The organism is Streptomyces sp. DH41 (assembly GCF_029813785.1).
Classification (GTDB): domain Bacteria; phylum Actinomycetota; class Actinomycetes; order Streptomycetales; family Streptomycetaceae; genus Streptomyces.
In genome coordinates, this window is sequence record NZ_JARVKY010000014.1 from 91,054 (window position 1) to 111,622 (window position 20,569).

Annotated in this window: 24 protein-coding genes and 1 tRNA gene; 14 read left to right on the forward strand and 11 right to left on the reverse strand. The window is 71.2% G+C overall.

The annotated features are described in order from the left end of the window. The first annotated feature begins 19 nt into the window (after positions 1-19). A complete protein-coding gene (locus QC283_RS22610; RefSeq protein WP_055416095.1) occupies positions 20-208 on the forward strand; it encodes a DUF5703 family protein in 189 nt (62 codons plus the stop codon). Positions 209-330: 122 nt separating this feature from the next. On the opposite strand, the gene QC283_RS22615 is transcribed toward QC283_RS22610, so the two are convergent. From QC283_RS22615 to QC283_RS22625, 3 genes are all read right to left on the reverse strand, one after another. Beyond that, entirely contained in the window at positions 331-1,134 is an 804-nt protein-coding gene (locus QC283_RS22615) for a chaplin (protein ID WP_279563451.1), read from the reverse strand. Positions 1,135-1,304: 170 nt separating this feature from the next. Then, positions 1,305-1,538: a chaplin ChpH gene (gene chpH, locus QC283_RS22620; protein WP_031041004.1), complete on the reverse strand. Its 234-nt coding sequence runs from the start codon at positions 1,536-1,538 to the stop codon at positions 1,305-1,307. Positions 1,539-1,705: 167 nt separating this feature from the next. Beyond that, a complete protein-coding gene (locus tag QC283_RS22625) occupies positions 1,706-3,031 on the reverse strand; it encodes a M20/M25/M40 family metallo-hydrolase (protein ID WP_279563452.1) in 1,326 nt (441 codons plus the stop codon). Positions 3,032-3,180: 149 nt separating this feature from the next. Between QC283_RS22625 and QC283_RS22630 the strand changes: the two genes are divergently transcribed. Further along, positions 3,181-3,268, forward strand: a tRNA-Leu gene (locus QC283_RS22630). A gap of 122 nt (positions 3,269-3,390) precedes the next feature. Here QC283_RS22630 and QC283_RS22635 read toward each other — a convergent pair. The 3 genes from QC283_RS22635 to QC283_RS22645 all read right to left on the reverse strand — a co-directional run bounded on the left by QC283_RS22635 (position 3,391) and on the right by QC283_RS22645 (position 5,423). Further along, complete coding sequence (locus QC283_RS22635) at positions 3,391-4,164, reverse strand: serine/threonine-protein kinase (RefSeq protein WP_279563453.1); 774 nt, start codon at positions 4,162-4,164, stop codon at positions 3,391-3,393. 231 nt (positions 4,165-4,395) lie between these two features. Beyond that, entirely contained in the window at positions 4,396-4,590 is a 195-nt protein-coding gene (locus QC283_RS22640; RefSeq protein ID WP_443032667.1) for a DUF397 domain-containing protein, read from the reverse strand. 20 nt (positions 4,591-4,610) lie between these two features. Then, entirely contained in the window at positions 4,611-5,423 is an 813-nt protein-coding gene (locus tag QC283_RS22645) for a helix-turn-helix domain-containing protein (RefSeq protein ID WP_279563558.1), read from the reverse strand. A 245-nt stretch (positions 5,424-5,668) separates the two neighbouring features. Between QC283_RS22645 and QC283_RS22650 the strand changes: the two genes are divergently transcribed. Beyond that, a complete protein-coding gene (locus QC283_RS22650) occupies positions 5,669-6,145 on the forward strand; it encodes an ATP-binding protein (RefSeq protein ID WP_336620660.1) in 477 nt (158 codons plus the stop codon). 18 nt (positions 6,146-6,163) lie between these two features. Here QC283_RS22650 and QC283_RS22655 read toward each other — a convergent pair whose 3' ends face one another. Then, a complete protein-coding gene (locus QC283_RS22655; RefSeq protein WP_279563455.1) occupies positions 6,164-7,018 on the reverse strand; it encodes a hypothetical protein in 855 nt (284 codons plus the stop codon). A gap of 228 nt (positions 7,019-7,246) precedes the next feature. Here QC283_RS22655 and QC283_RS22660 point away from each other — a divergent pair, with 228 nt between their 5' ends. Further along, complete coding sequence (locus tag QC283_RS22660; RefSeq protein ID WP_279563456.1) at positions 7,247-7,621, forward strand: YchJ family protein; 375 nt, start codon at positions 7,247-7,249, stop codon at positions 7,619-7,621. Positions 7,622-7,648: 27 nt separating this feature from the next. Here QC283_RS22660 and QC283_RS22665 read toward each other — a convergent pair whose 3' ends face one another. After that, positions 7,649-8,350: a FadR/GntR family transcriptional regulator gene (locus QC283_RS22665; RefSeq protein ID WP_279563457.1), complete on the reverse strand. Its 702-nt coding sequence runs from the start codon at positions 8,348-8,350 to the stop codon at positions 7,649-7,651. 137 nt (positions 8,351-8,487) lie between these two features. Here QC283_RS22665 and QC283_RS22670 point away from each other — a divergent pair, with 137 nt between their 5' ends. The 3 genes from QC283_RS22670 (at position 8,488) to QC283_RS22680 (ending at position 11,762) form a co-directional block, all read left to right on the forward strand. Next, positions 8,488-9,015: a gluconokinase gene (locus tag QC283_RS22670; RefSeq protein WP_279563458.1), complete on the forward strand. Its 528-nt coding sequence runs from the start codon at positions 8,488-8,490 to the stop codon at positions 9,013-9,015. Between the two features lie 104 nt (positions 9,016-9,119). Next, positions 9,120-10,517 carry a GntP family permease gene (locus tag QC283_RS22675; RefSeq protein ID WP_279563459.1) on the forward strand — a complete coding sequence of 466 codons (1,398 nt, stop codon included), beginning with the start codon at positions 9,120-9,122 and terminating at the stop codon, positions 10,515-10,517. Positions 10,518-10,532: 15 nt separating this feature from the next. Next, complete coding sequence (locus QC283_RS22680; RefSeq protein ID WP_279563460.1) at positions 10,533-11,762, forward strand: hypothetical protein; 1,230 nt, start codon at positions 10,533-10,535, stop codon at positions 11,760-11,762. A gap of 3 nt (positions 11,763-11,765) precedes the next feature. Here QC283_RS22680 and QC283_RS22685 read toward each other — a convergent pair whose 3' ends face one another. Both QC283_RS22685 and QC283_RS22690 read right to left on the reverse strand, forming a co-directional pair. Further along, positions 11,766-13,304: an APC family permease gene (locus QC283_RS22685; RefSeq protein WP_279563461.1), complete on the reverse strand. Its 1,539-nt coding sequence runs from the start codon at positions 13,302-13,304 to the stop codon at positions 11,766-11,768. Between the two features lie 101 nt (positions 13,305-13,405). After that, complete coding sequence (locus QC283_RS22690; protein ID WP_279563462.1) at positions 13,406-14,356, reverse strand: hypothetical protein; 951 nt, start codon at positions 14,354-14,356, stop codon at positions 13,406-13,408. A gap of 273 nt (positions 14,357-14,629) precedes the next feature. On the opposite strand from QC283_RS22690, the gene QC283_RS22695 reads away from it, so the two are divergent. From QC283_RS22695 to QC283_RS22725, 7 genes are all read left to right on the forward strand, one after another. Further along, positions 14,630-15,523: a DMT family transporter gene (locus tag QC283_RS22695; protein ID WP_279563560.1), complete on the forward strand. Its 894-nt coding sequence runs from the start codon at positions 14,630-14,632 to the stop codon at positions 15,521-15,523. Positions 15,524-15,651: 128 nt separating this feature from the next. Next, the gene (locus QC283_RS22700) at positions 15,652-16,161 is read left to right on the forward strand and encodes an NUDIX hydrolase (protein ID WP_279563463.1); all 510 of its coding nucleotides are present in this window, start codon (positions 15,652-15,654) and stop codon (positions 16,159-16,161) included. Between the two features lie 98 nt (positions 16,162-16,259). After that, the gene (locus tag QC283_RS22705; RefSeq protein WP_279563464.1) at positions 16,260-16,652 is read left to right on the forward strand and encodes a YidH family protein; all 393 of its coding nucleotides are present in this window, start codon (positions 16,260-16,262) and stop codon (positions 16,650-16,652) included. A 2-nt stretch (positions 16,653-16,654) separates the two neighbouring features. After that, complete coding sequence (locus tag QC283_RS22710; RefSeq protein ID WP_279563465.1) at positions 16,655-17,011, forward strand: DUF202 domain-containing protein; 357 nt, start codon at positions 16,655-16,657, stop codon at positions 17,009-17,011. Positions 17,012-17,122: 111 nt separating this feature from the next. Beyond that, on the forward strand, positions 17,123-17,419 hold the full coding sequence (locus QC283_RS22715) for a hypothetical protein (RefSeq protein WP_279563466.1): 297 nt from the start codon (positions 17,123-17,125) through the stop codon (positions 17,417-17,419). 228 nt (positions 17,420-17,647) lie between these two features. Further along, positions 17,648-18,673 carry a phosphotransferase family protein gene (locus QC283_RS22720; RefSeq protein ID WP_279563467.1) on the forward strand — a complete coding sequence of 342 codons (1,026 nt, stop codon included), beginning with the start codon at positions 17,648-17,650 and terminating at the stop codon, positions 18,671-18,673. Positions 18,674-18,679: 6 nt separating this feature from the next. Next, positions 18,680-19,894 carry an acyl-CoA dehydrogenase family protein gene (locus QC283_RS22725; protein ID WP_279563468.1) on the forward strand — a complete coding sequence of 405 codons (1,215 nt, stop codon included), beginning with the start codon at positions 18,680-18,682 and terminating at the stop codon, positions 19,892-19,894. Positions 19,895-19,951: 57 nt separating this feature from the next. On the opposite strand, the gene QC283_RS22730 is transcribed toward QC283_RS22725, so the two are convergent. Further along, positions 19,952-20,545 carry a TetR/AcrR family transcriptional regulator gene (locus QC283_RS22730; protein WP_279563469.1) on the reverse strand — a complete coding sequence of 198 codons (594 nt, stop codon included), beginning with the start codon at positions 20,543-20,545 and terminating at the stop codon, positions 19,952-19,954. Between the last annotated feature and the right edge of the window lie 24 nt (positions 20,546-20,569).

A 20,569-nucleotide genomic window follows, 5' to 3' on the forward strand; every position in this document is an offset into this window, starting at 1 on the left:
AGCCCGCACAATAGATGCGATGCCGGAATACGAATTTGTCGACGTGTACCTGCCGCGCGGGGTCTCCCGCAAGGAGACGACACGTCTGCTGACCGACCACGCCGAGTACGGACACTGGGAGTTGTACCGCCTGAGCCTGCTGCGCGACGGCAGCCGCAAGGTGCGGCTGCGGCGGCGGATCATCCGCCAGGTACGCGCGACCTGGTGAGCCGATGACCGCGCTCGACCGGACGCGGGTGACGGAGACGGAGCGGGCCCCGCCGGTGCGGGGCCCACTGTCGTACCGATCCCGCTGACGTACCGAGCCCGCCGGCGTGCCGGCCTCTCGCGTCACGCCGAGGCGCGTGCCTTGCGGTAGAGCACCGTGCCCGCGAGCAGCGCACCCGCGCCCACCGGCAGGGCGAGGCCCAGCGGCAGGCCGCTGCCGGTCTCGGCGAGCCGCGCGTCGTCTCCGGGCTGGGCGACGGTCTGCGTGTCCGGCCGGCTGACGTGCGAGGAGTCGCCCGGCGTCTCGTCGTCCGAGTCCGACGGAGTGTCCGGAGTGCCGGGGTCACCCGGATCGCCCGGTTCACCCGGCTCACCGGGGTCACCCGGCTCCCCGGGATCGCCCGGCTCCCCGGGAGGCGTCTCGTGACCGCCGCCGGGCGGCGTGGAGTGGTCCCCCCCGCCTCCGTTGGCGCAGTCGTTGCCGGTGGTCGGGTTGAGGACGCCGACGACGTCGACGCTGTTGCCGCACACGTTCACCGGCACGTGGATCGGTACCTCGACGTGGTTGCCGGAGGCGACGCCGGGCGAGTCCGTGGCGTGCCCGTCCGCGTGCGAGCCTCCGTGCGCGTCCCCGTGCGAGCCGTCCTGACCCTCGGAGTCGCCGTACCCGTCGGACGCACCGCCGCCCTGGTTGGCGCACGAGTTGCCCATCGCCGGGTTGAGTACGCCGATGACGTCGACCGTGTTGCCGCAGACGTTCACCGGCACGTGCACCGGCGCCTGCACCGTGTTGCCGGACAGTACGCCGGGCGAACCCGAACTCGAGCCGTGCGCTCCCGAGTCCGCGTGGGCGGCGCCGCCCGCGGCGGCGATCACGCCGGTGGCCGCCGCCATCGTCATCAGGCCCTTGCGGGTGACCTGTCGCATTTCCTGAATCCCTGCCTTGCCCTAGTCCCGTAAGCAGCGAGAGTGCTGAGAATTCCGACGTTGCCGTCGTCCCCGTCCATCGAAGGCCTTCCAAAGTCCGTCGGCCCCGGAGCGCATGGCGTGCGCTCCGGGGCCGACGGACTCAGGCCCTCAGGGGGCGGAGCACAACGTCACTTGTTGACGCAGGCGTTGCCGAAGGCGGGGTTCAGCAGACCGATCACGGAGATCGTGTTGCCGCAGACGTTCACCGGGACGTGGATGGGCGCCTGAACGACGTTGCCGGAAAGGACGCCGGGCGAGTGCACGGCGGCACCCTGGGCACCGGAGTCGGCGACGGCCATGCCCGCACCCGCGAGAACCAGACCACCGGTAGCAGCCGCGGCGGCGACGACCTTCTTGAGCATTGTTCCTCCTAGTTGGCAAACGCGATCCCAGCTTGCTGATCGCATCACCTGTAACGAGGAGGAACTAATGAGGCTACGAGCTTATGAGCGCATTCACTCGTCCCGGTCGGCTCCCGCACGCCCGGCCGAATACCGTCGCGTGCGGAAGTCGCGTTTCAGCGGGCGGTTCAGGACGCGTCGATGAAGCGGTCGAGCACCCGCACGCCGAACTGGAGCCCCTCCACCGGCACCCGCTCGTCCACCCCGTGGAACATGCCCGCGAAGTCCAGCTCCGGCGGCAGCTTGAGCGGCGCGAAGCCGAAGCAGCGGATGCCGAGGTCGTCGAAGGACTTGGCGTCGGTGCCGCCGGAGAGCATGTAGGGCACCGCGCGCGCGATCGGGTCCTCGGCGCGCAGGGCGGTCTGCATGGCGTCGACGAGCCGGCCGTCGAAGCCGGTCTCCAGCGCCTTGTCGGCGTGCACGTCCTCACGCCGCACGCGCGGGCCGAGGATGCGGTCGAGGTCGGCGAGGAACTCCTCCTCGTAGCCGGGCAGGAAGCGCCCGTCGACGTGGGCGGTGGCCTGGCCGGGGATGACGTTGACCTTGTAGCCGGCGCCGAGCTGGGTGGGCGCCGCCGAGTTGCGCAGCGTGGTGCCGATCATGCGGGCGATGCCGCCGAGCTTGGCGAGGGTCTCCTCCATGTTCTCCGGGTCGAGTTCGGTGCCGAGCGCGTCGGAGAGCTCGTCCAGGAAGGCCCGTACGGTCTTGGTGACCCTCACCGGCCACTTGTGCCGGCCGAGCCGTGCCACGGCCTCGCACAGCTCGGTGATCGCGTTGTCGTCGTTGGTCATCGAGCCGTGGCCGGCCGTGCCGTCGACGGTGAGCCGCATCCAGTGCATGCCCTTCTCGGCGGTCTCGACGAGGTAGAGCCGCAGCTTCTCGTTGACCGTGAAGGAGAACCCGCCGACCTCGCCGATCGCCTCGCTGACGCCCTCGAACAGCTCCGGGTGCTCGCGCACCAGGTGCTTGGCGCCGTACGTCCCGCCGGCCTCCTCGTCCGCGAGGAAGGCCAGCACGATGTCGCGCGGGGGCTTGCGTCCGGTGCGCAGCCGGTCGCGGACGACCGCCAGCGTCATCGCGTCCATGTCCTTCATGTCGACCGCGCCGCGCCCCCACACGCAGCCGTCCGCGATCTCGCCGGAGAAGGGGTGGTGGGTCCAGTCGTCCGCGTTGGCCGGGACGACGTCGGTGTGGCCGTGGATGAGCAGCGCGGGCCGGGACGGGTCCTCGCCCTCGATCCGGGCCACCGTGGAGGCGCGTCCGGGGTGGGACTCGAAGATCCGCGGTTCGAGTCCCACCTCGGCGAGCTTCTCGGCGACGTACTCGGCCGCCTTGCGCTCGCCCGGACCCGAGTGGTCGCCGTAGTTGCTGGTGTCGATCCGGATCAGCTCGCGGCAGAGGTCGACGACCTCGTCCTCGCCGGTGACGCTCCTGGCCGTGCCCGAGTCGCTCACGTGGTTCCTCCCGCTGTCACTGCTGGTGGGTCCCCCTCATCCTCCTCCTCGGGCCGCCCGGGCCCAAGGAGGGGGTGATCGGCCACCCCGGAAAGCCTGGTAATGTTTACGTCGTCGCCAAGGGCAAAACCCCGCGCGACAGACACCTTGTCCGGGTGGCGGAATGGCAGACGCGCTAGCTTGAGGTGCTAGTGCCCTTTATCGGGCGTGGGGGTTCAAGTCCCCCCTCGGACACCAGAAAGAACACTGAAGGGCCTTCGGACACCGAAGGCCTTTCAGTGTTACCGCACGGATCGGCGGCTCATTGCAAGCTGCGGGCCGGTCAGTGCCCCGGCAGGAGCACCGTACGGACTTCCGGGTCACGCAGCAGCATGAGGGCGTCCGGCTGGTCCATGAGGATGTCCTCGGCACCCGGGGCGAGCGCCTGAGACGTCCCGCGTCCGGTTCGGTGTCCGGCAGCGGCTCTGGATCCGGTGCCCGTACCGGCTCCGCCTGGCGCTGGAGGACGTCCGCGAGGAATGCCTCCGGCAACGGCGGGTAGGTCTGTGCGTCAGCCGGCACCCCGGAGTCGAGCAGATGGCCCATGGCCTCCTCCAGCACGCTCTGTGCCGTCGGCCGGTCCTCCGCGTCGTAGGACAGGGTACGGGTGACCAGGTCGGCCCCTTGGCCTGCTCGGGTGCCATGTAGGCGAGGGTGCCGAGTGCCGCGCTCGCCGTCGTCAGGCCGGTACCGCCATTGACGTGACTGATGCCGAAGTCGATGACCCGGGCACCGTCCGCCGCGACCAGGACGTTGGCCGGCTTGAGGTCCCGGTGCAGCAGCCGCACGGAGTGGATGTGCATCAGGGCGTCCGCCAGTCCGGCGGCCAGCCACCACGCGCCGATCTCGCTGACCGCTCCGCACTGGTCCGGCATCGCCAGCAGTGACGGGGCGTGTATGTACTGCGTGGCGATCCACGGTGTGTCCGCGTGCGGGTCGGCGGCGACCAGGGCGGCGGTGTGGAAGCCGCCCACGCGCCGGATCGCCTCCAGCTCCAGGGCAAAGCGCCTGCGGAAGTATTCGTCCTCCGCGAGCTGCGGCCGGACGACCTTGACGGCCACGGGGCGGGTCGAGCGGTACCCGAGGTACACCACGCCCATCGCGCCCTGGCCCAGTCGGCCATCCAGCCGGAAGCCGCCGATCCGCTTGGGATCGCCCCGCCCTGAGCGGCTGCAGCACCATTCCCCCCACCGTGTCCCGACCCGAGCGGACAAAGGCGAGGTCATCAGCGGCTCGGTTCACCGTTCCTGCACATCCGGAGACTGATCCTTCTATGCGGACCCAGTGGTCACGGATGACTGCGGGATGCTTTCGGTCAGACCGGGTCAGACCTCGCCACCGGGGCGCGCGGCGAAGCCGGTGAAGGCGGCCCACGCGGCAGAAGTGACGGTGAGCGCGGGACCAGTGAAGCGCTTCGAGTCACGGACGTGGACGGACCCCTGCGAGGCCGCTACCTCTACGCAGTCGCCACCCTCAGCACCGCTGTAGCTGCTCTTCGACCACTCGAAATCCTGAACCACGGCCGGGTTCCCTCTGGCGTTCATAGCTCCCCAAGCAACTTCTCGACGTAGGCCAGCGACTCAGATGGAGTGAGGGCCTGCGCACGGATAATCCCATAGCGCGCGGCGAGGGCGCGGACCTCTTCGCGATCAGTCACCAGTGTGCTACGTCCTTGCGCCTCCGTATAGCCGATCTGCTCTCCTCCCGTGCGGGTGAAGAGTGTGAACCCCCCGTCCACACCGGCGTTGTCCTCCCTGTCGAGCGGCATCACCTGCACCTCGACGTTGCGTTTCTGCCCAATGAGAAGGATCTGCTCAAGTTGTCCCCGCTGGACTGAGCTCCCGCCCAGTCGCCGCAGCAGTACGGACTCCTCCATGACGAAACTGAACAGAGGAGCGGGCCACTTGTTGAAGATCTCCTGGCGGGACAGCCGTGCCGCAACCCTTTGCTCGATCGTGTCCTTGTTCAGCAACGGGCGACGCATGTTCAGTAGCGCCCGCATGTACTCCTCAGTCTGTAGCAGTCCCTTCACCACATGGGTGTCGTACGTCTGCAGCTCAACGGCCTCGGCCTCCAGCCGCGCCGCATCCCGGAAGAACGCCGGATACCGCGCCCGCGCAACCTCTTCCTTCATCGCCCGCAGGACGCCCCCGGCGTCCAGTACCTCGTCCGCCTTGTCGATCAGCTCCGGTTTGGGGATGCGCCGGCCGAGCTCGACCGACGTGATCTGGTCCTCCCCGTAACCGAGCCGGGATCCCAACTGCCCCCGGGTCAGTCCGGCCCGCTCGCGCAAAAGCTTCAACTGCCGCCCGAAGCACCGCAGGAAGCTCGCCCCGTCGTCCTGTTCCACCATGACCGCCGCCTCCGGCACCTCATCACCCACGGTTCTGGTACGCGGCTGTACAGGCCGGGGCCGTGCACACAGCGCAAAACACAACGCTACGCACAGTGATGAAGGGCTGATCCCCGAAAGCCCACAAGTCCCTCGGACGAGAACCCGCTTCTACGTGTACGCACTTGGCGGCCACCTGTACAGACCCGGCCAGTACAGGCGTTTCCGCTGGTCAGCGCCGTTCCGTCTTCGGCAGGCTCGGCGTCATGGAAACCTCGGACACCACCACCGCACAGGCACCCGAAGTCCGGACCGCCCCGCACGAGTTCGCCATGCAGTTCACCTCCACCCCACGCGGTGCCCGTCTCGCCCGGCGTCTCGTCTCGCACCGGCTCGACCAGTGGGGGTACGGGTACGACTCCCCCGTCAACGAGACCCTGACCCTGATCGCGGCCGAACTCACCTCCAACGCCGTGCGACACGGCCACGTCCCCGGCCGGGACTTCCAGCTCCGGCTGACCACAGCGCCGGAGGCACTCCGCATCGAGGTGACGGACACCCGCACCGAGCAGGTGCCGCCCTCGTCCGTCCATGAGGTGCCCGGCGACGCGGAGGTGGGCCGGGGACTGCTCCTGGTGGCCCGACTGGCCACTCGCTGGGGCACCGCTCCACGGCCCACCGCACCCGGCAAGATCATCTGGGCGGAGCTCATCCCGGAAACCGGCAAGGCAGTACACCCTTGAGCCTCGGGCCCGCTCGGTCTACCAGAAGCCGTACCGTCGGTCTTCGTGCTCCGAAAGGATGTCGCTCCCCCCTGCCCACTTCACCCCGCAGACATGGCACTGCACATGCCATTCGTCACTTGGCTCCAGAAAGATGGTCCTTCCCCGCTGTCCCACGCCCGGACACTCTCGCCCCACGTTCGAATCAAGGCTCAGCCCCAAGGACGAGAGGCCGTAGAGCATCTGCTGCACCAGATCCTCGGACTCCTTCAGCTCCCTCGGACCATCAGCCCGATATAGGCTCTCGTCGGCATCGCCGCGTCTCCCGTGGAGGGTGACCTCGAAGTCGGTTGCCCGGCTGTCCGGATCGACAGCACGGTCAAACACGCTGAAGGTCCACTGCTGCGCCTGCGTCGCCGATGCACGGCTGTCCTGCGTCAGGACAAGCGCCTCATGATGCCGAAGGCGTCGGCGTAGGCGCACGGCGATCGTCCCGTTCGGAAGAGCGCGCCACGGAGGCTCATCCTCGGTCCGCCTGTTGTCCCGTAGCAAGGACTGTCGCAGCTCGCTGTAGTCCACAGCGACGCGAGACATCGCCACCGCGCTCTCGGCGACCTGTGTCTCCATTTCCGTGGCATCGCTCAGATCGCAGGAAGCGGTCAACTGCCGGCGGACGGCAGACCTCAGAAGGGGGTCCAATGCGCCCAGCTCCCATGCCTTCTCCGCTGCCTCCACTGTGAACAGCGCACCACGGCACAGGTCGCGTCGGCCGACCCGCCTGTCTTCCTCCTCATGATGTCCGCAGTCTTCTGTCGCGAGGTCTCCCCCGCGGCCATGAAAATCGACCATTTCCCACCCTCTCGTATCAACGATCGGCGACACTGTGATCGTCACTCCGTCGTCCGCCTGTGCGGGATCACAGACCACTCTGCCCCGTCCACGCCATCAACGTCCCAACCGCATCAGCCAGTTCCACGTCAGCTCCGTGTGAGGCCGAGGACTGTTCGTGCGGACGCAGCTGCCGGTGCCCTCCGATGGACCGACTAGGACAGGGCATCCAAAGAGCTCGGCCCGCACCGCGGGCCACTGAAGACTCGGAAGCGACCGGGCAGAATAGCCGCCATGACCACCCCTTCCTGCCCCTGCGGGCTGCCCGACCCGTACGAGAAGTGCTGCGGCCGTTTCCACGCGGGGGAAGCCTCCGCGCCCACCGCCGAGACCCTCATGCGCTCGCGCTACAGCGCCTTCGGGCGTCTGGACGCGGGCTATCTGCTGCGGACGTGGCATCCGAGGACGCGCCCCGAGCGCCTCGATCTCGACCCCGGGACGCGGTGGACCGGTCTGGAGATCCTGGACACGACCGACGGGTCCGCCTTCCATTCCGCCGGGACTGTGACCTTCCGGGCGTCCTACCGCGGCGGTTCGCTGCACGAGCGGAGCCGGTTCGAGCGGGTGGACGGGGCGTGGGTGTACGTCGGCGGGGAGTTCCTCGCGTAGAGCCCGGCCCGGGCCCCCGTCCGCGCGCTACGGCGCCAGGATGTCCAGCTCCTGGAGCGCCCCGACCGTGATCTCCCGGGTCAGCCGCTCGGCGCGCTCGGCGTCCCGCGCGCGGACCGCCTCGGCGACCTGGACGTGCAGGGTGACGGCGGCCGGGTCGGGGTCCTCGAACATCACGTCGTGATGGGTGCGGCCGGCCAGGACCTCGGCGACGACGCCGCCGAGGCGGGCGAACATCTCGTTGCCGGAGGCGGTCAGGATGACGCGGTGGAAGGCCACGTCGTGGAAGAGGTACTGCTCCAGCTGGTGACCGCTCGAGTTGGCGACCATGCCGAGCGCGCACTCGGTCAGCTCGGCACACTGCTCCGGTGTGGCGAGCCGCGCCGCCAGACCCGCCGCCACCGGTTCGACGGCCGACCGCAGCACGGTCAGGGAGCGCAGCTGCCGCGGGCGTTCGGCGCCGGCCAGGCGCCAGCGGATGACCTGCGGGTCGTAGACGTTCCACTCGTACTCGGGCAGGACGGTCACGCCCACCCGGCGGCGTGACTCGACCAGGTGCATGGACTCCAGCACCCGGACCGCCTCCCGCATCACGGAGCGCGACACCTCGAAACGCTGCGCCAGCTCGTCCGTGCGCAGAACGCTGCCCGCGGGGTACTCGCCCGCTGTGATCGCGGGGCCGAGGGTGTCCAGTACGCGGCCGTGCAGCCCTCGGCCCGGTGTGCTCATGCACTCAGCGTACGGGGCGCGTCACGGGAACAAAAAGTCAGACTTATATGTCACACCCTCTTGAATTCGTCGTACCTAATGGGTTTCAGTTACGTCGACATCACGTGTCGACGAAGACAGCAGACAGCGAGAGTGCGATGCAGCGACTGCACACCCCCCACGTCGTCGTGGTCATGGGCGTAGCGGGCACCGGGAAGACCACCATCGGTCCCCTGCTCGCGGCCCGGCTCGGCGTTCCCTACGCCGAGGGCGACGACTTCCACCCGCCGGCCAACATCGCCAAGATGACGGCCGGCACCCCGCTCACCGACGAGGACCGCGGGCCCTGGCTGGACGCCATCGGCGGCTGGGCGCACGGGCGGGCGGGGCTCGGCGGGGTGGTGAGCAGTTCGGCGTTGAAGCGGTCGTACCGTGACCGGCTGAGGGCCGCCGCTCCCGGTGTCGTCTTCGTGCATCTCACGGGCAGCCGCGAGCTGATCGAGGACCGGATGTCGAACCGGCAGGGGCACTTCATGCCGACGGCCCTGCTCGACTCCCAGTTCGCCACGCTCCAGCCGCTGGAGCCGGACGAGGCGGGAGTCGCGGTGGACGTCGCGGGAGCCCCGGAGGAGATCGCCGAACGAGCGGCGAACGCCCTGAAGGATCTCCCCGAGCCGGTCCAGTAGCTCCCCCCTCCCCCCTTCCCCCCCACCCTCCCCCGGGGTCGTGCCGCCACCCGCGGACACGGCCCCGTCCTCCCCCCTGACCCCCATTACGCAAGGGATCCACCGTGACCAGACTCAGCGTCGAGGTGCTGGCAGCGGACACCGTCGAGCCGATCACCTCGGCCGGTCATGCCCAGCTGGGCATCGCCGTGCTCCTGGGCATCGCCGTCATCGTCCTGCTCATCACCAAGTTCAAGCTGCATGCCTTCCTGTCGCTGACCATCGGGTCACTGGCGCTCGGCGCGTTCGCCGGGGCGCCGCTGGACAAGGTCATCACCAGCTTCACCAGCGGACTCGGCTCCACCGTCGCGGGTGTCGGCGTCCTGATCGCGCTCGGCGCGATCCTCGGCAAGATGCTCGCCGACTCCGGCGGCGCCGACCAGATCGTGGACACCATCCTCGCCAAGGCGACCCCGCGGTCGATGCCGTGGACGATGGTGCTGATCGCCTCCGTCATCGGCCTGCCGCTGTTCTTCGAGGTCGGCATCGTCCTGCTGATCCCGGTCGTCCTGATGGTCGCCAAGCGCGGCAACTACTCCCTGATGCGCATCGGCATCCCGGCGCTGGCCGGCCTGTCCGTGATGCACGGTCTGGTCCCGCCGCACCCCGGCCCGCTGGTCGCGATCGACGCGGTCGGCGCCAACCTGGGTGTGACGCTCGCGCTGGGTGTCCTGATCGCCATCCCGACGGTGATCATCGCCGGTCCGCTGTTCTCGAAGTACGCGGCCCGCTGGGTGGACGTCCCGGCCCCCGACCGCATGATCCCGCAGCGTGCCTCCGAGGACCTGGAGAAGCGCCCCGGCTTCGGCGCCACCCTGGCCACGATCCTGCTGCCGGTCGTGCTGATGCTGGCCAAGGCGCTCGTCGACATCATCGTCGACGACCCGGAGAACGTGGTTCAGCGCACCTTCGACGTGATCGGCAACCCGCTGATCGCCCTGCTCGCCTCCGTGATCGTCGGCATCTTCACGCTGCTGCGTCCGGCCGGGTTCGGCAAGGACCGCCTTTCCGGTCTGGTCGAGACGGGCCTCGCGCCGATCGCGGGCATCCTGCTGATCGTCGGCGCGGGCGGCGGCTTCAAGCAGACGCTGATCGACTCCGGCGTCGGCGAGATGATCCTGCAGATCTCCGAGGACTGGTCGATCCCGGCGCTGCTGCTGGCCTGGCTGATCGCGGTGGCGATCCGGCTGGCGACCGGTTCGGCGACCGTGGCGACCGTCTCGGCGGCCGGTCTGGTCGCGCCGCTCGCGGCCGACATGTCGACCACGCACGCGGCCCTGCTGGTCCTGGCCATCGGCGCCGGCTCGCTCTTCTTCAGCCACGTCAACGACGCCGGCTTCTGGCTGGTGAAGGAGTACTTCGGACTGAACGTCGGGCAGACCATCAAGACCTGGTCCGTGATGGAGACGATCATCTCGGTGGTCGCGGGGGCTCTGGTCCTGCTCCTCTCACTGGTCATCTAGCCGCACGACGCCTGTGTGACCTGGGGGCCGTACGGCTCCCAGGTCAACGGTCCCGGCCCGCGCCGCCGCTCCCCGGCACTGCCCCAGCACTTCCCCGGCTGGGCGTGCGCCCGGATGATGGAAGGTCCCCGGTGCGTGTCCGGGGACCTGGTCACGTCGGGGGGCGTCATGGGGATCTCGCTCGGCACGCGGATCGCGGGGCTCTGCCTCGCCGGGACGGTGGCGGTGGTGGTGGCCTCCTGTGTCGCCGACGGCTCCGGTGCGCCCCGCGGCGACCGGGACGTGAGCGTGGCGGGCGGATCGTCGAACGGCGGCCCGGACGGTACGCCGCGCGAAGCGGCCGAACCCTCCGCGGCCGCCCCTTCACCCCCTTCATGGCGGCCGGACGGCAGTGGTGGCCCGGTGGGCGTACCGCGGGCCGACAGTCCGGTGCCTGTGCCACCCCCGGCCTCCACCGCCGTCGCGCCCTTAACCCCCCGCCCGGCACCACCGGCCGAGGACCACGGTGCGCGGCCCCTCGCCGTCCCCGCCTGGCTCCCGCCGGGCCCCGTCTCCCCCGACACGGACGCCGTACCGGATCCGCGGAGCCTCTACGACCGGCTCCGCGCGCCCGCCACCGGCTGCGGGGACGTCCTGCGCAGCGTCCCGCTGGTGGCGCCGACCGCCGACTGGCGGTTGCTGCGCGGTCTGGCGAACGCCTGTCTGGCGGTGCAGGGCCGGGGCGGCAGCTGGGAGACGGCGGCCCGCGACCACGCGGAGCTGGCCGGGCGCCTGGACGGCTGCAAGAACGACGCCGCCTACGACGTACTGACCGGCCTGCTGGAGTTCCACCGGCTGCGTCCCGGCGCCACGGTGCGGCTCGGGGCGGCTCCGGACGGCGCCCCGGCGTGCGACTACGGCATCGCCTCGGTGGACGCGGGTCCCGATGGAGCCGCCCGGCCGGGCGACCTGATCTCGATCGAGCTGCGTGGCACGTACTTCGACCACGCCGAGCTGCTGCGGGACGGCGGCGTCTTCGTCGGCGGGGTGAGCGTGCCGGGCCCCCTCGCCTCGCTGCCGGCCGACGGGAGCGACCACCTGCGTCTCACTGTCACCGTCCCCGCGGTGTCCGCCGCCCCGGGGACGCCGGTCGACGTGCGTGTCCGGTACGGCGGGACGGAGCCGGCCCGCGAGGGCGCCTTCGTGCTCGCCGCCCCGGAGCCGCCCACGCCCCCGGTGTCCGTGTCAGTGTCCGCGTCCCCGTGAGGCTCAGGAGGACGCGGCCTTGTCCAGCTGGAACGCCTCGTTGCCCTGGCCGATGCGGGCGTGCCGCTCGGGTGCGCGGGAGCGCAGGAGCAGACCCTGCGCCAGGCCGGCGATCGCGGCGAGGCCGATGATGCCGGGCAGCACCCAGCTCAGGGAGGAGTCGGGTCCGGCGCCGACGAGGACGTCGAAGTCCTTGACCGTGTAACCGGCGATCACCAGCAGGGCGACGCCCGCGACGGTGGAGGTGGCCAGCCGCACCCCCTGGGCACCGGCGGCGCCACGCCGTACGAAGAAGGCGACGACGGAGAACGAGGCCGCGGCCATCAGCACGATCACACCCAGGGCACCGATGTTGCCGCCCCAGGTGAACAGGTGCAGGACGGGCTGGGTGGGATCGCCGTCGGGCTTGTCGTCGGCGATGGCGAAGCCGACGACCACGACCGCGGACACGGCGGTCTGGAGCAGCGAGCCGGTGCCGGGCGCGCCGCTGGAGCCGCTGGTGCGTCCGAAGGCGGCGGGCAGCAGCCCCTCGCGCCCCATGGCGAAGGCGTACCGGGCGACCACGTTGTGGAAGCTGAGCAGGGCGGCGAACATGCCGGTCACGAACAGGATGTGCAGGACGTCGGTGAAGGTGCCGCCGAGCCGGGACTCGGTGAGGAAGAACAGGAGCCCGGCGCTCTGTTCCCGCGCGGTGCCGACGATCTGGTCGGGTCCGGTGGCCACGGTCAGCGCCCAGCTGCTGAGCGCGAAGAAGACCGCGACCCCGCCCACCGCGAGGAACATGACGCGCGGCACGAGTACGTGCGGCCGGCTGGTCTCCTCGGCGTAGACGGGTGCCTGTTCGAAGCCGAGGAAGGCGGCGATGCAGAAGCACAGCGCGGTCCCGACGCCCGCTCCCGTCAGGGTGTCCGGGTCGAAGGCGTGCAGCGACAGTCCCTGCGCGCCCGGGTCGGTCACGGCGGCGATGTCGAACACGACGACGAGCACGACCTCGATGAGCAGCAGCACGCCCAGTACGCGGGCGTTGACGTCGATCTTCAGCCAGCCCAGCGTGCCGACCGCGAGCACGGCCAGCAGGGCCGGTATCCACCAGGCCACCTCCAGGTCGGCGTAGGTGGCGAGGAGTCCGGAGACCTCGAAGCCGAAGATGCCGTAGATGCCGACCTGGAGGGCGTTGTAGGCGACCAGGGCGACCATGGCGGCACTCGCGCCGGCGGTGCCGCCGAGCCCGCGGGAGATGTACGCGTAGAAGGCGCCCGCGTTGTGGACGTGCCGGCTCATCTCCGCGTAGCCGATGCTGAACAGGATCAGCACCACGCCCAGCAGCACGAAGAGCAGCGGCTGTCCGACGATGCCCATCACCGCGAAGGTGGTGGGCATGACCCCGGCGACCACCATGAGGGGGGCGGTGGCGGCGAGGACGGACAGGAGCAGGCCCCCCGTGCCCAGCCGGTCGGCGCGCAGCGCCCGCTCCTGCCCCTTGAAGGTGCTGATGCCGCCGTCGCTCTTGGGTCCGCTCGTGCGCGAACTGCCCGTGGTCATCGGAGGACGTCCTTCTTTCCTGTGCGTCGCGTTGGCCGGGTCTGCCGTACGTGTCCAGTGCCTTGATTGAGTCCGGTGAGTCCAGTGAGTCGAGCGGGGTGTCAGGGCGTGCCGAGCGCGCTCGCGCGGGCGGCGCGGAAGGCGGGGTACGGGGCGCGGTCCGGGTAGGACCACGGGGCGGGCGTGGCGTGCTCGCCGATGCGGTGGAACAGGGCGGCGGCCTCGGCGCCACGGCCCTCGCAGGACTTCGCGTGGGCGAGGAAGTTGAGGTCGATCAGCCGGCGGGGGTGGCCGTCCTGCTCCCACTCCAGCCACCAGTCGAAGGCCGCCTTCATCACCAGCCGGGCGCGGCGGCCGGCCCAGTGGCCGGAGGCGTTCGGGTCGGCGGACTCGTGTCCGGCGGCGGCCAGGACGCGGTAGCGCTCGGCGTGCGCGACGACCGGGAGGATGGCCAGCGGGGAGTCGGCGGGGGCCTGCTCGGCGGCCCAGTTGGCGAAGTCGTACACCTCGTGCAGCGGGTCGGGGCCGTCGTCGCCGCCGCGCTCGGCGAGCCGGGCCACCATCAGCTGATGGGCGTGATGGTGGTCGGCGTGCCGCCCACGCACCTGGTCGAAGGCCCGGACGACCTCCTCGTCGGCCCCCAGCGAACGCTCCAGCAGGAGGAGCCCGAGCCAGGGCGTGGGATCGTCCGGGGCGAGTGCGGCGGCGTTCCGGCACGTCTCCCGTACCCGGGCGGGCTTCTCCTTGCCGCGCAGGGCCCGCTGGACCAGGGCGAGGGCGAGCAGTACGGACGCGTCGGCGGAATCGGGTTCGGCGAGCAGCCACTCGCGGGCCCAGGCGGCGCAGTAGGGCTCCTTGGCGAGGACCGTCACCCGGTGCCCCCGGCGGTCCCAGTCGTCACCCGTGTGGACCAGCAGAGAGCGGGCCGACTGCCACCGGCCCTGGGCGAGCGCGAGTCGGGCTGTGATGAGTTCGGCGTCGTCGAGGGCGTCGTCGAAGGCCTGGGCCGCGCGTTTGCGAGCGCGGCCGAGGGGAGGCGGAGGTGGGGACACCGCGGGAACTTCCTCACGCGACGCGCTGGGTCGTCGTAGCCGGTTTGCCATGAACTGATCACGCACAGCAAACCGGCAGCCAACGCTTTCCGTCAAGGCCCCGAAGCCCGTTACACGCGTCAACTCACGTGACAGCAGCGGAACTTGTCACGCGCCGCCGCGCCTGCCCCCGCTCCACCACCCGGATGCGGCGCTCGCCCGGCGGGCCGCACCCGTCGCGACTAGAGTCGGCCCCTACGCACCGTGACCCGACTGACGATCGAGGTACGCAGCGTGTCGGTTCTGGTTCTGGTTCTCGCCGTGAGCGCCGCGTGCTGCCTGGGCTTCGGTTTCGTCCTCCAGCAGAACGCGGCCCAGCGCGCTCCGCTGGGCGACTTCCTCTCTCCCCGCCTCCTGCTGGACCTCGTGCGGGTGCCTCGCTGGCTGGCCGGCATGGGGCTGATGGTGACGGGCATGGTGCTGGGCGCCCTCGCGCTGGGCGGCGGCGAGCTCACTCTCGTCGAGCCCCTGCTGGCCACGAACCTCCTCTTCGCCCTGGCCCTCTCCCGCGTGCAGACCCGGCAGCGGCTGGGGCGCCAGGGCTGGGCCGGCCTCGTGCTGCTCGCGGGCGGGGTCACCGCGTTCATCGTGGCGGGCGAGCCGCGGGGCGGCAGCGCGGTGACCGACCCGGTACGGCACTGGCTGATCGTCGGGGGGATGCTGGGCCTGTCCGTCCTGCTCACGGCGGGCGCCGGGCGTTGCCGGCTGACCTGGGGACCGACGCTGCTGGCCGTCGCCGCCGGGCTGGTGTACGGGGTGCAGGACGCGCTGACCCGGGTCAGCGGCCGGCGCTTCCTGGCGGGCGGCCCGGCGGAACTGCTGACCGGCTGGCAGCCGTACGCGGTCGTGGTGCTCGGCGTCACCGGCCTGATCCTGGTCCAGAGCGCCTTCGAGACGGCACCGTTGCGCAGGTCGCTGCCCGCTCTGACGGCGGCCCAGCCGCTCGCGGGCATCGCCTGCGGGGTCGGTTTTCTCGGCGACCGGCTGCGGACCGGCGCCGGGGCGCTGGCGTGGGAGGCGGGCGGACTCGCGGCGGTGGTGACCGGCATCGTCCTGCTGGGCCTGCATCCGGTGATGCCGCAGGGGACTGGGGCGAGCGGGCGTGCGCCCGACCTGCAACGGCGCTGACCCGGCGACCGCCGCACGCGCGGGCACGCGATCCGCGACCGCGCCTCGCCGGCGACCGCCGCACGAGCAGGCACGCGCCCGACCCGCGACCGCGCCGGGCGGGCCGCCGCCGCTGCTTGGATGGGCGGATGAGCGCTGCTGACGAGATCCTCGACATCGTCGACGAGAACGACCGCGTCACCGGGCGGGCCCGGCGGGGCGACGCGTACGCCCGGGGGCTGCGCCACCGCTGCGTGTTCGTGTGGGCCCGGGACGCACAGGGACGCGTCTTCGTCCACCGCCGCACGCCGACGAAGCTGGTGTTCCCCTCCCTGTACGACATGTTCGTCGGCGGGGTGGTGGGCGCGGGCGAGTCCTACGACGACGCCGCGCTGCGGGAGGCGCAGGAGGAACTGGGGGTGGCGGGGCTGCCGCGCCCGGAGTACCTCTTCAAGTTCCTGTACGACGACGGCGCCGGGCGGACCTGGTGGTCGGCGGTGTACGAGGTCCGCTGCGAGGGGCCGGTCGCTCCGCAGGTGGAGGAGGTGGCGTGGCACGGGTTCCTCACGGAGGCGGAGCTGGAGCGGCGGCTCGGGGAGTGGGAGTGGGTGCCGGACGGGTCTGCGGCGTACGGGCGGCTGCGGGCCTGGCGGAGGTGACGTCCCGCACCGGAGGCCACGGGACGCACGCCCCCGCCCCCGGGCCGCCCCTGCCGGGCCGCCGTGGGCATCGCGCCCTCGCCCGATAGGGTCCCCGGGTGATCGAATTCGTGCGGAACGCCCGGCTCTGGTTCGCACCCGAGGAGGTCCGGCGGGAGGGCGACACCCCCGACTACCGGTTCTCGCTGGCGAACGAACGCACCTTTCTGGCCTGGTTGCGCACCGCCCTCGCCCTGATCGGCGGCGGATTCGCGGTGGACCAGTTCCTGCCCGACCTGCGCTGGGGCTGGCGGGTGGGGCTCGCGCTCGCGCTGCTCGCGGCCGGTGTCCTGTGCTCACTGCGCGCCGTGAACCACTGGGTGCGCTGCGAGCGGGCCATGCGCCGCGGCGAGGACCTCCCCGCCTCACGTTTCCCGGCCCTGCTCAGCCTGGTCGTCGCCGTGGTCGCCGTGGCGATGGTCGTCATGGTCCTCGTCGGGTGGGAGGGCTGAGCGTGGGCGCCGACGCACCCGCGGGGGGAGACGCGGGCGCCGCCCCGTCCGGCCCCGACCGCGACCCCGGGCTGCAGCCCGAGCGCACCCGGCTCGCCTGGCGCCGCACGACCCTGTCCGGCACCGTCGCCGCCGTACTCGCCGGGAAGACCGCGCTGCACGGCGGCGCGACCCCCGCCACGGTCGTCACCACCGCCCTGTGCTGCGCCCTCTGGCTGGCCTTCCTGGCCATCGCCCACGACCGCATCCGCACCCTCGCCTCGGCGAACAGGCCCCGCGCCCTGACCCCGCCGTACGCGACGGCGGCGGCCCTGTGCACGGTGGCGCTGGCGGTGTGCGGCGCGTTCCTCGTCCTCTAGGACGCGCCGGAGCACCGGGCGGGACGGATCGCCTTCATGGCTCCGCCCCTCCGGGGTACCCGGGCACCACACAAGCTGAATGTCCGGATATGCACCGTTAAGGTGAGCGTCATGACCACCCTTCACCAGGAACACACCGCCCACGACCACGCCCACGGCCCGCACTGCGGCCACGCCGAGGTGCCCCACGGCGACCACGTCGACTACGCCCACGACGGCCACCTGCACCGCGAGCACGGCGGCCACTGGGACGAGTGCGAGCCCTCCGGGCACACCGCGCACGAGAGTCACGACCACCGCCACAGCGAGGACTGCGGGCACGCGCGCGTGCGCCACGGCGACCACGTCGACTACCTCCACGACGGCCACCGGCACGCCGCGCACGACGGCCACTGGGACGACCACTGACCGCCACCCCCAGGCGCACACCCCGCACCCCGGGGCCCGTATCCCCGCACCTCCTACGCGCCCGCTCCACACCTCCTCCATACGTCCCCCGCGACAGCTCCCCGCGCCCCAGCGCCGGGAGCTGTCGGTCTGTCGTGGCACGGATCACGTTCCGTCCCCCTACTGGACGGCATACCGACTGGTCGGCATCATGACTCGGGTACTGTTCACCTGCCCGTAGGAGCGACGATGAGCCCCGACCACCCGCCCGGACTCGATCTCGACCGGTTGCGCGGCCTGCTCGACCGCGAGCGGCCCGGCCTGGTGACCGGCCCGCTGTCCGGCCGGCTGATCGAGGGCGGACGGTCGAACCTCACCTACGCGGTCTCGGACGGCAGCGCCCACTGGGTCGTACGACGCCCCCCGCTCGGCCATGTCCTCGCCACCGCGCACGACATGAGGCGCGAGCACCGCGTCATCAGCGCCCTGCACCCGACGAACGTACCGGTGCCGCGTCCCGTCCTGCTCTGCGAGGACGAGGAGGTCATCGGCTCGCCCTTCTACGTCATGGAGTTCGTCGAGGGCACCCCGTACCGCACCGCCGAGCAGCTCGCCCCGCTCGGCCCCGAGCGCACCCGGGCGGCCGTGCTGAACCTGGCCGACACGCTCGTCGACCTGCACGCGGTGGACCCCGCCGAGGTGGGCCTCGCGGACTTCGGGCGCCCCGAGGGCTTCCTGGACCGGCAGCTGCGGCGCTGGGCCAAGCAGCTGGACGCCTCCCGCAACCGCGATCTGGCCGGCATCGACGAGCTGCACTCCACCCTCGGCCGTCAGCTGCCCCGCTCCCCCGCCCCGACCGTCGTGCACGGCGACTACCGCCTCGACAACGCCCTGATCGGCGGCGAACACGACGAGATCAGGGCCGTCCTCGACTGGGAGATGTCCACCCTCGGCGATCCCCTCACCGACCTGGGCCTGCTGGTGATGTACAGCAGCCCGCTCGGCATGCCCGACTCGCCGGTCTCCACCACGGCGCAGGCCCCCGGCCACCCCGCGCCCGCCGAGCTGATCGAGCGGTACGCCGCACGCTCGGGGCGCGACGTGTCCGCCGTCGCCTGGTACACGGCGTTCGCCTGGTTCAAGCTCGCCGTGATCCTGGAGGGCATCCACTACCGCTACACGCTGGGCCAGACGGTCGGCCGCGGCTTCGACCGCATCGGCGATCTCGTCCCCGTCTTCATCGAGCACGGCCTGACCACCCTTCAGGAGGGCTGATCCGCAATGGACTTCGCGTTCGACGCACGTACCGAGGAACTCCGCGCCAAACTGCTCGCCTTCATGGACGAGCACGTCCACCCCGCCGAGCAGGTCGCCCACGAGCAGCGCGCGCGCCTGGCCTCCCCCTGGGACACCCCGCAGGTCGTGGAGGACCTGAAGGCCGAGGCGCGTCGCCAGGGCCTGTGGAACCTCTTCCTGCCCGACCCCGAGCACGGCGCGGGCCTCACCAACCTCCAGTACGCGCCGCTCGCCGAGATCACCGGCCGCAGCCCGCAGTTGGCGCCCACCGCGACGAACTGCGCGGCGCCCGACACCGGGAACATGGAGGTGCTGGCCCAGTTCGCCGACGAGGCGCAGAAGAAGCAGTGGCTCCAGCCGCTGCTCGCCGGTGAGATCCGCTCGGCGTTCGCGATGACCGAGCCGGACGTGGCCTCCTCGGACGCCACGAACATCACCACCCACATCGAGCGCGACGGCGACGAGTACGTCATCACCGGCCGCAAGTGGTACATCTCGGGCGCGATGAACCCGGACTGCCGGATCTTCATCGTGATGGGCAAGACCGACCCGGACGGCGAGGACATCCGCCGCCAGCAGTCCATGGTGCTGGTCCCCCGCGACACGCCGGGCGTCACCGTGGACCGGGCCATGCATGTCTTCGGCTACGAGGACCACTACCACGGCGGCCACGCCGAGGTGACCTTCGACCACGCGCGCGTGCCGGTGTCCAACCTGATCGGCGAGGAGGGCGGCGGCTTCGCCATCGCCCAGGCCCGCCTCGGTCCGGGCCGCATCCACCACTGCATGCGGCTGATCGGCATGGCCGAGCGGGCGATCGAGCTGATGTGCCGGCGGGCGGTCTCCCGCGACGCGTTCGGCAAGTCGCTGGCCCAGCAGGGCGTGGTCCACAACTGGATCGCGGACGCGCGCGTCACCGTCGAGCAGTTGCGGCTCCTCGTGCTCAAGACCGCCTGGCTGATGGACACCGTCGGCAACCGGGGCGCCCACACCGAGATCCAGGCCATCAAGATCGCCACGCCCCGCGCGGTGGTCGACATCATCGACCGGGCGATCCAGCTGCACGGCGCGGGCGGCGTGAGCCAGGACTTCCCGCTGGCCGAGCTCTACGCGGGTGCCCGGACCCTGATGATCGCCGACGGCCCGGACGAGGTCCACCAGCGCTCGCTGGCACGCCGGGAGATCAAGAAGTACCTCTAGACCGGGAAGTACCTGTGCTCGAGGTGACGGCCCCCCGGAACCCGGGGGGCCGTCACCTCACGGACGCAGGGCCCGCAGCAGCAGGTCGGCCAGGTGGTCGGCGACCTCCTGCGGGCTGAGCGGGCCGTCGGGCCGGTACCAGGTGGACAGGTGGTGGATGGAGCCGAAGTGGTAGTCCACCACCAGGTCGGCCGGTGTCTCCTTGGTGAAGACGCCGGCCTGCTGGCCCTCCTCGATGAGCGCCCGGAAGCGCTCGTGGTAGCGCCGGCGCTCCGCGCGCACCTGCTTGTTCTTCTCCGGGCTCAGCTGGTGCATGGAGCGGAAGAAGATCGACGCGTCGTCGAGGTTGTCGATGGTGGTGACGACGACGTCGGCCGCCGCGTCCCGCACCCGCTTCTCGACCGGCTCGTCCGAGTCCGCGAAGGCGTCCAGGCGTTCCTGCTGGAGGCGCAGCACGCGCGCGTACACCTCGTGCAGCAGGTCGTCCTTGGAGCCGAAGTAGTGGTACAGCGCTCCCTTGGTGACGCCGGCCGCCTCCACGATCTCCTGTACCGAGGTGCGGTCGTAGCCCTGCTCCGCGAAGAGCCGGGTGGCGGCGGCCAGGAGCCGCTGCGGCACCGGAGTGCCGTCCCCGTCCGTGGTCCTGGGCACTGCCGTCACCTGCCTTTCCGTTTT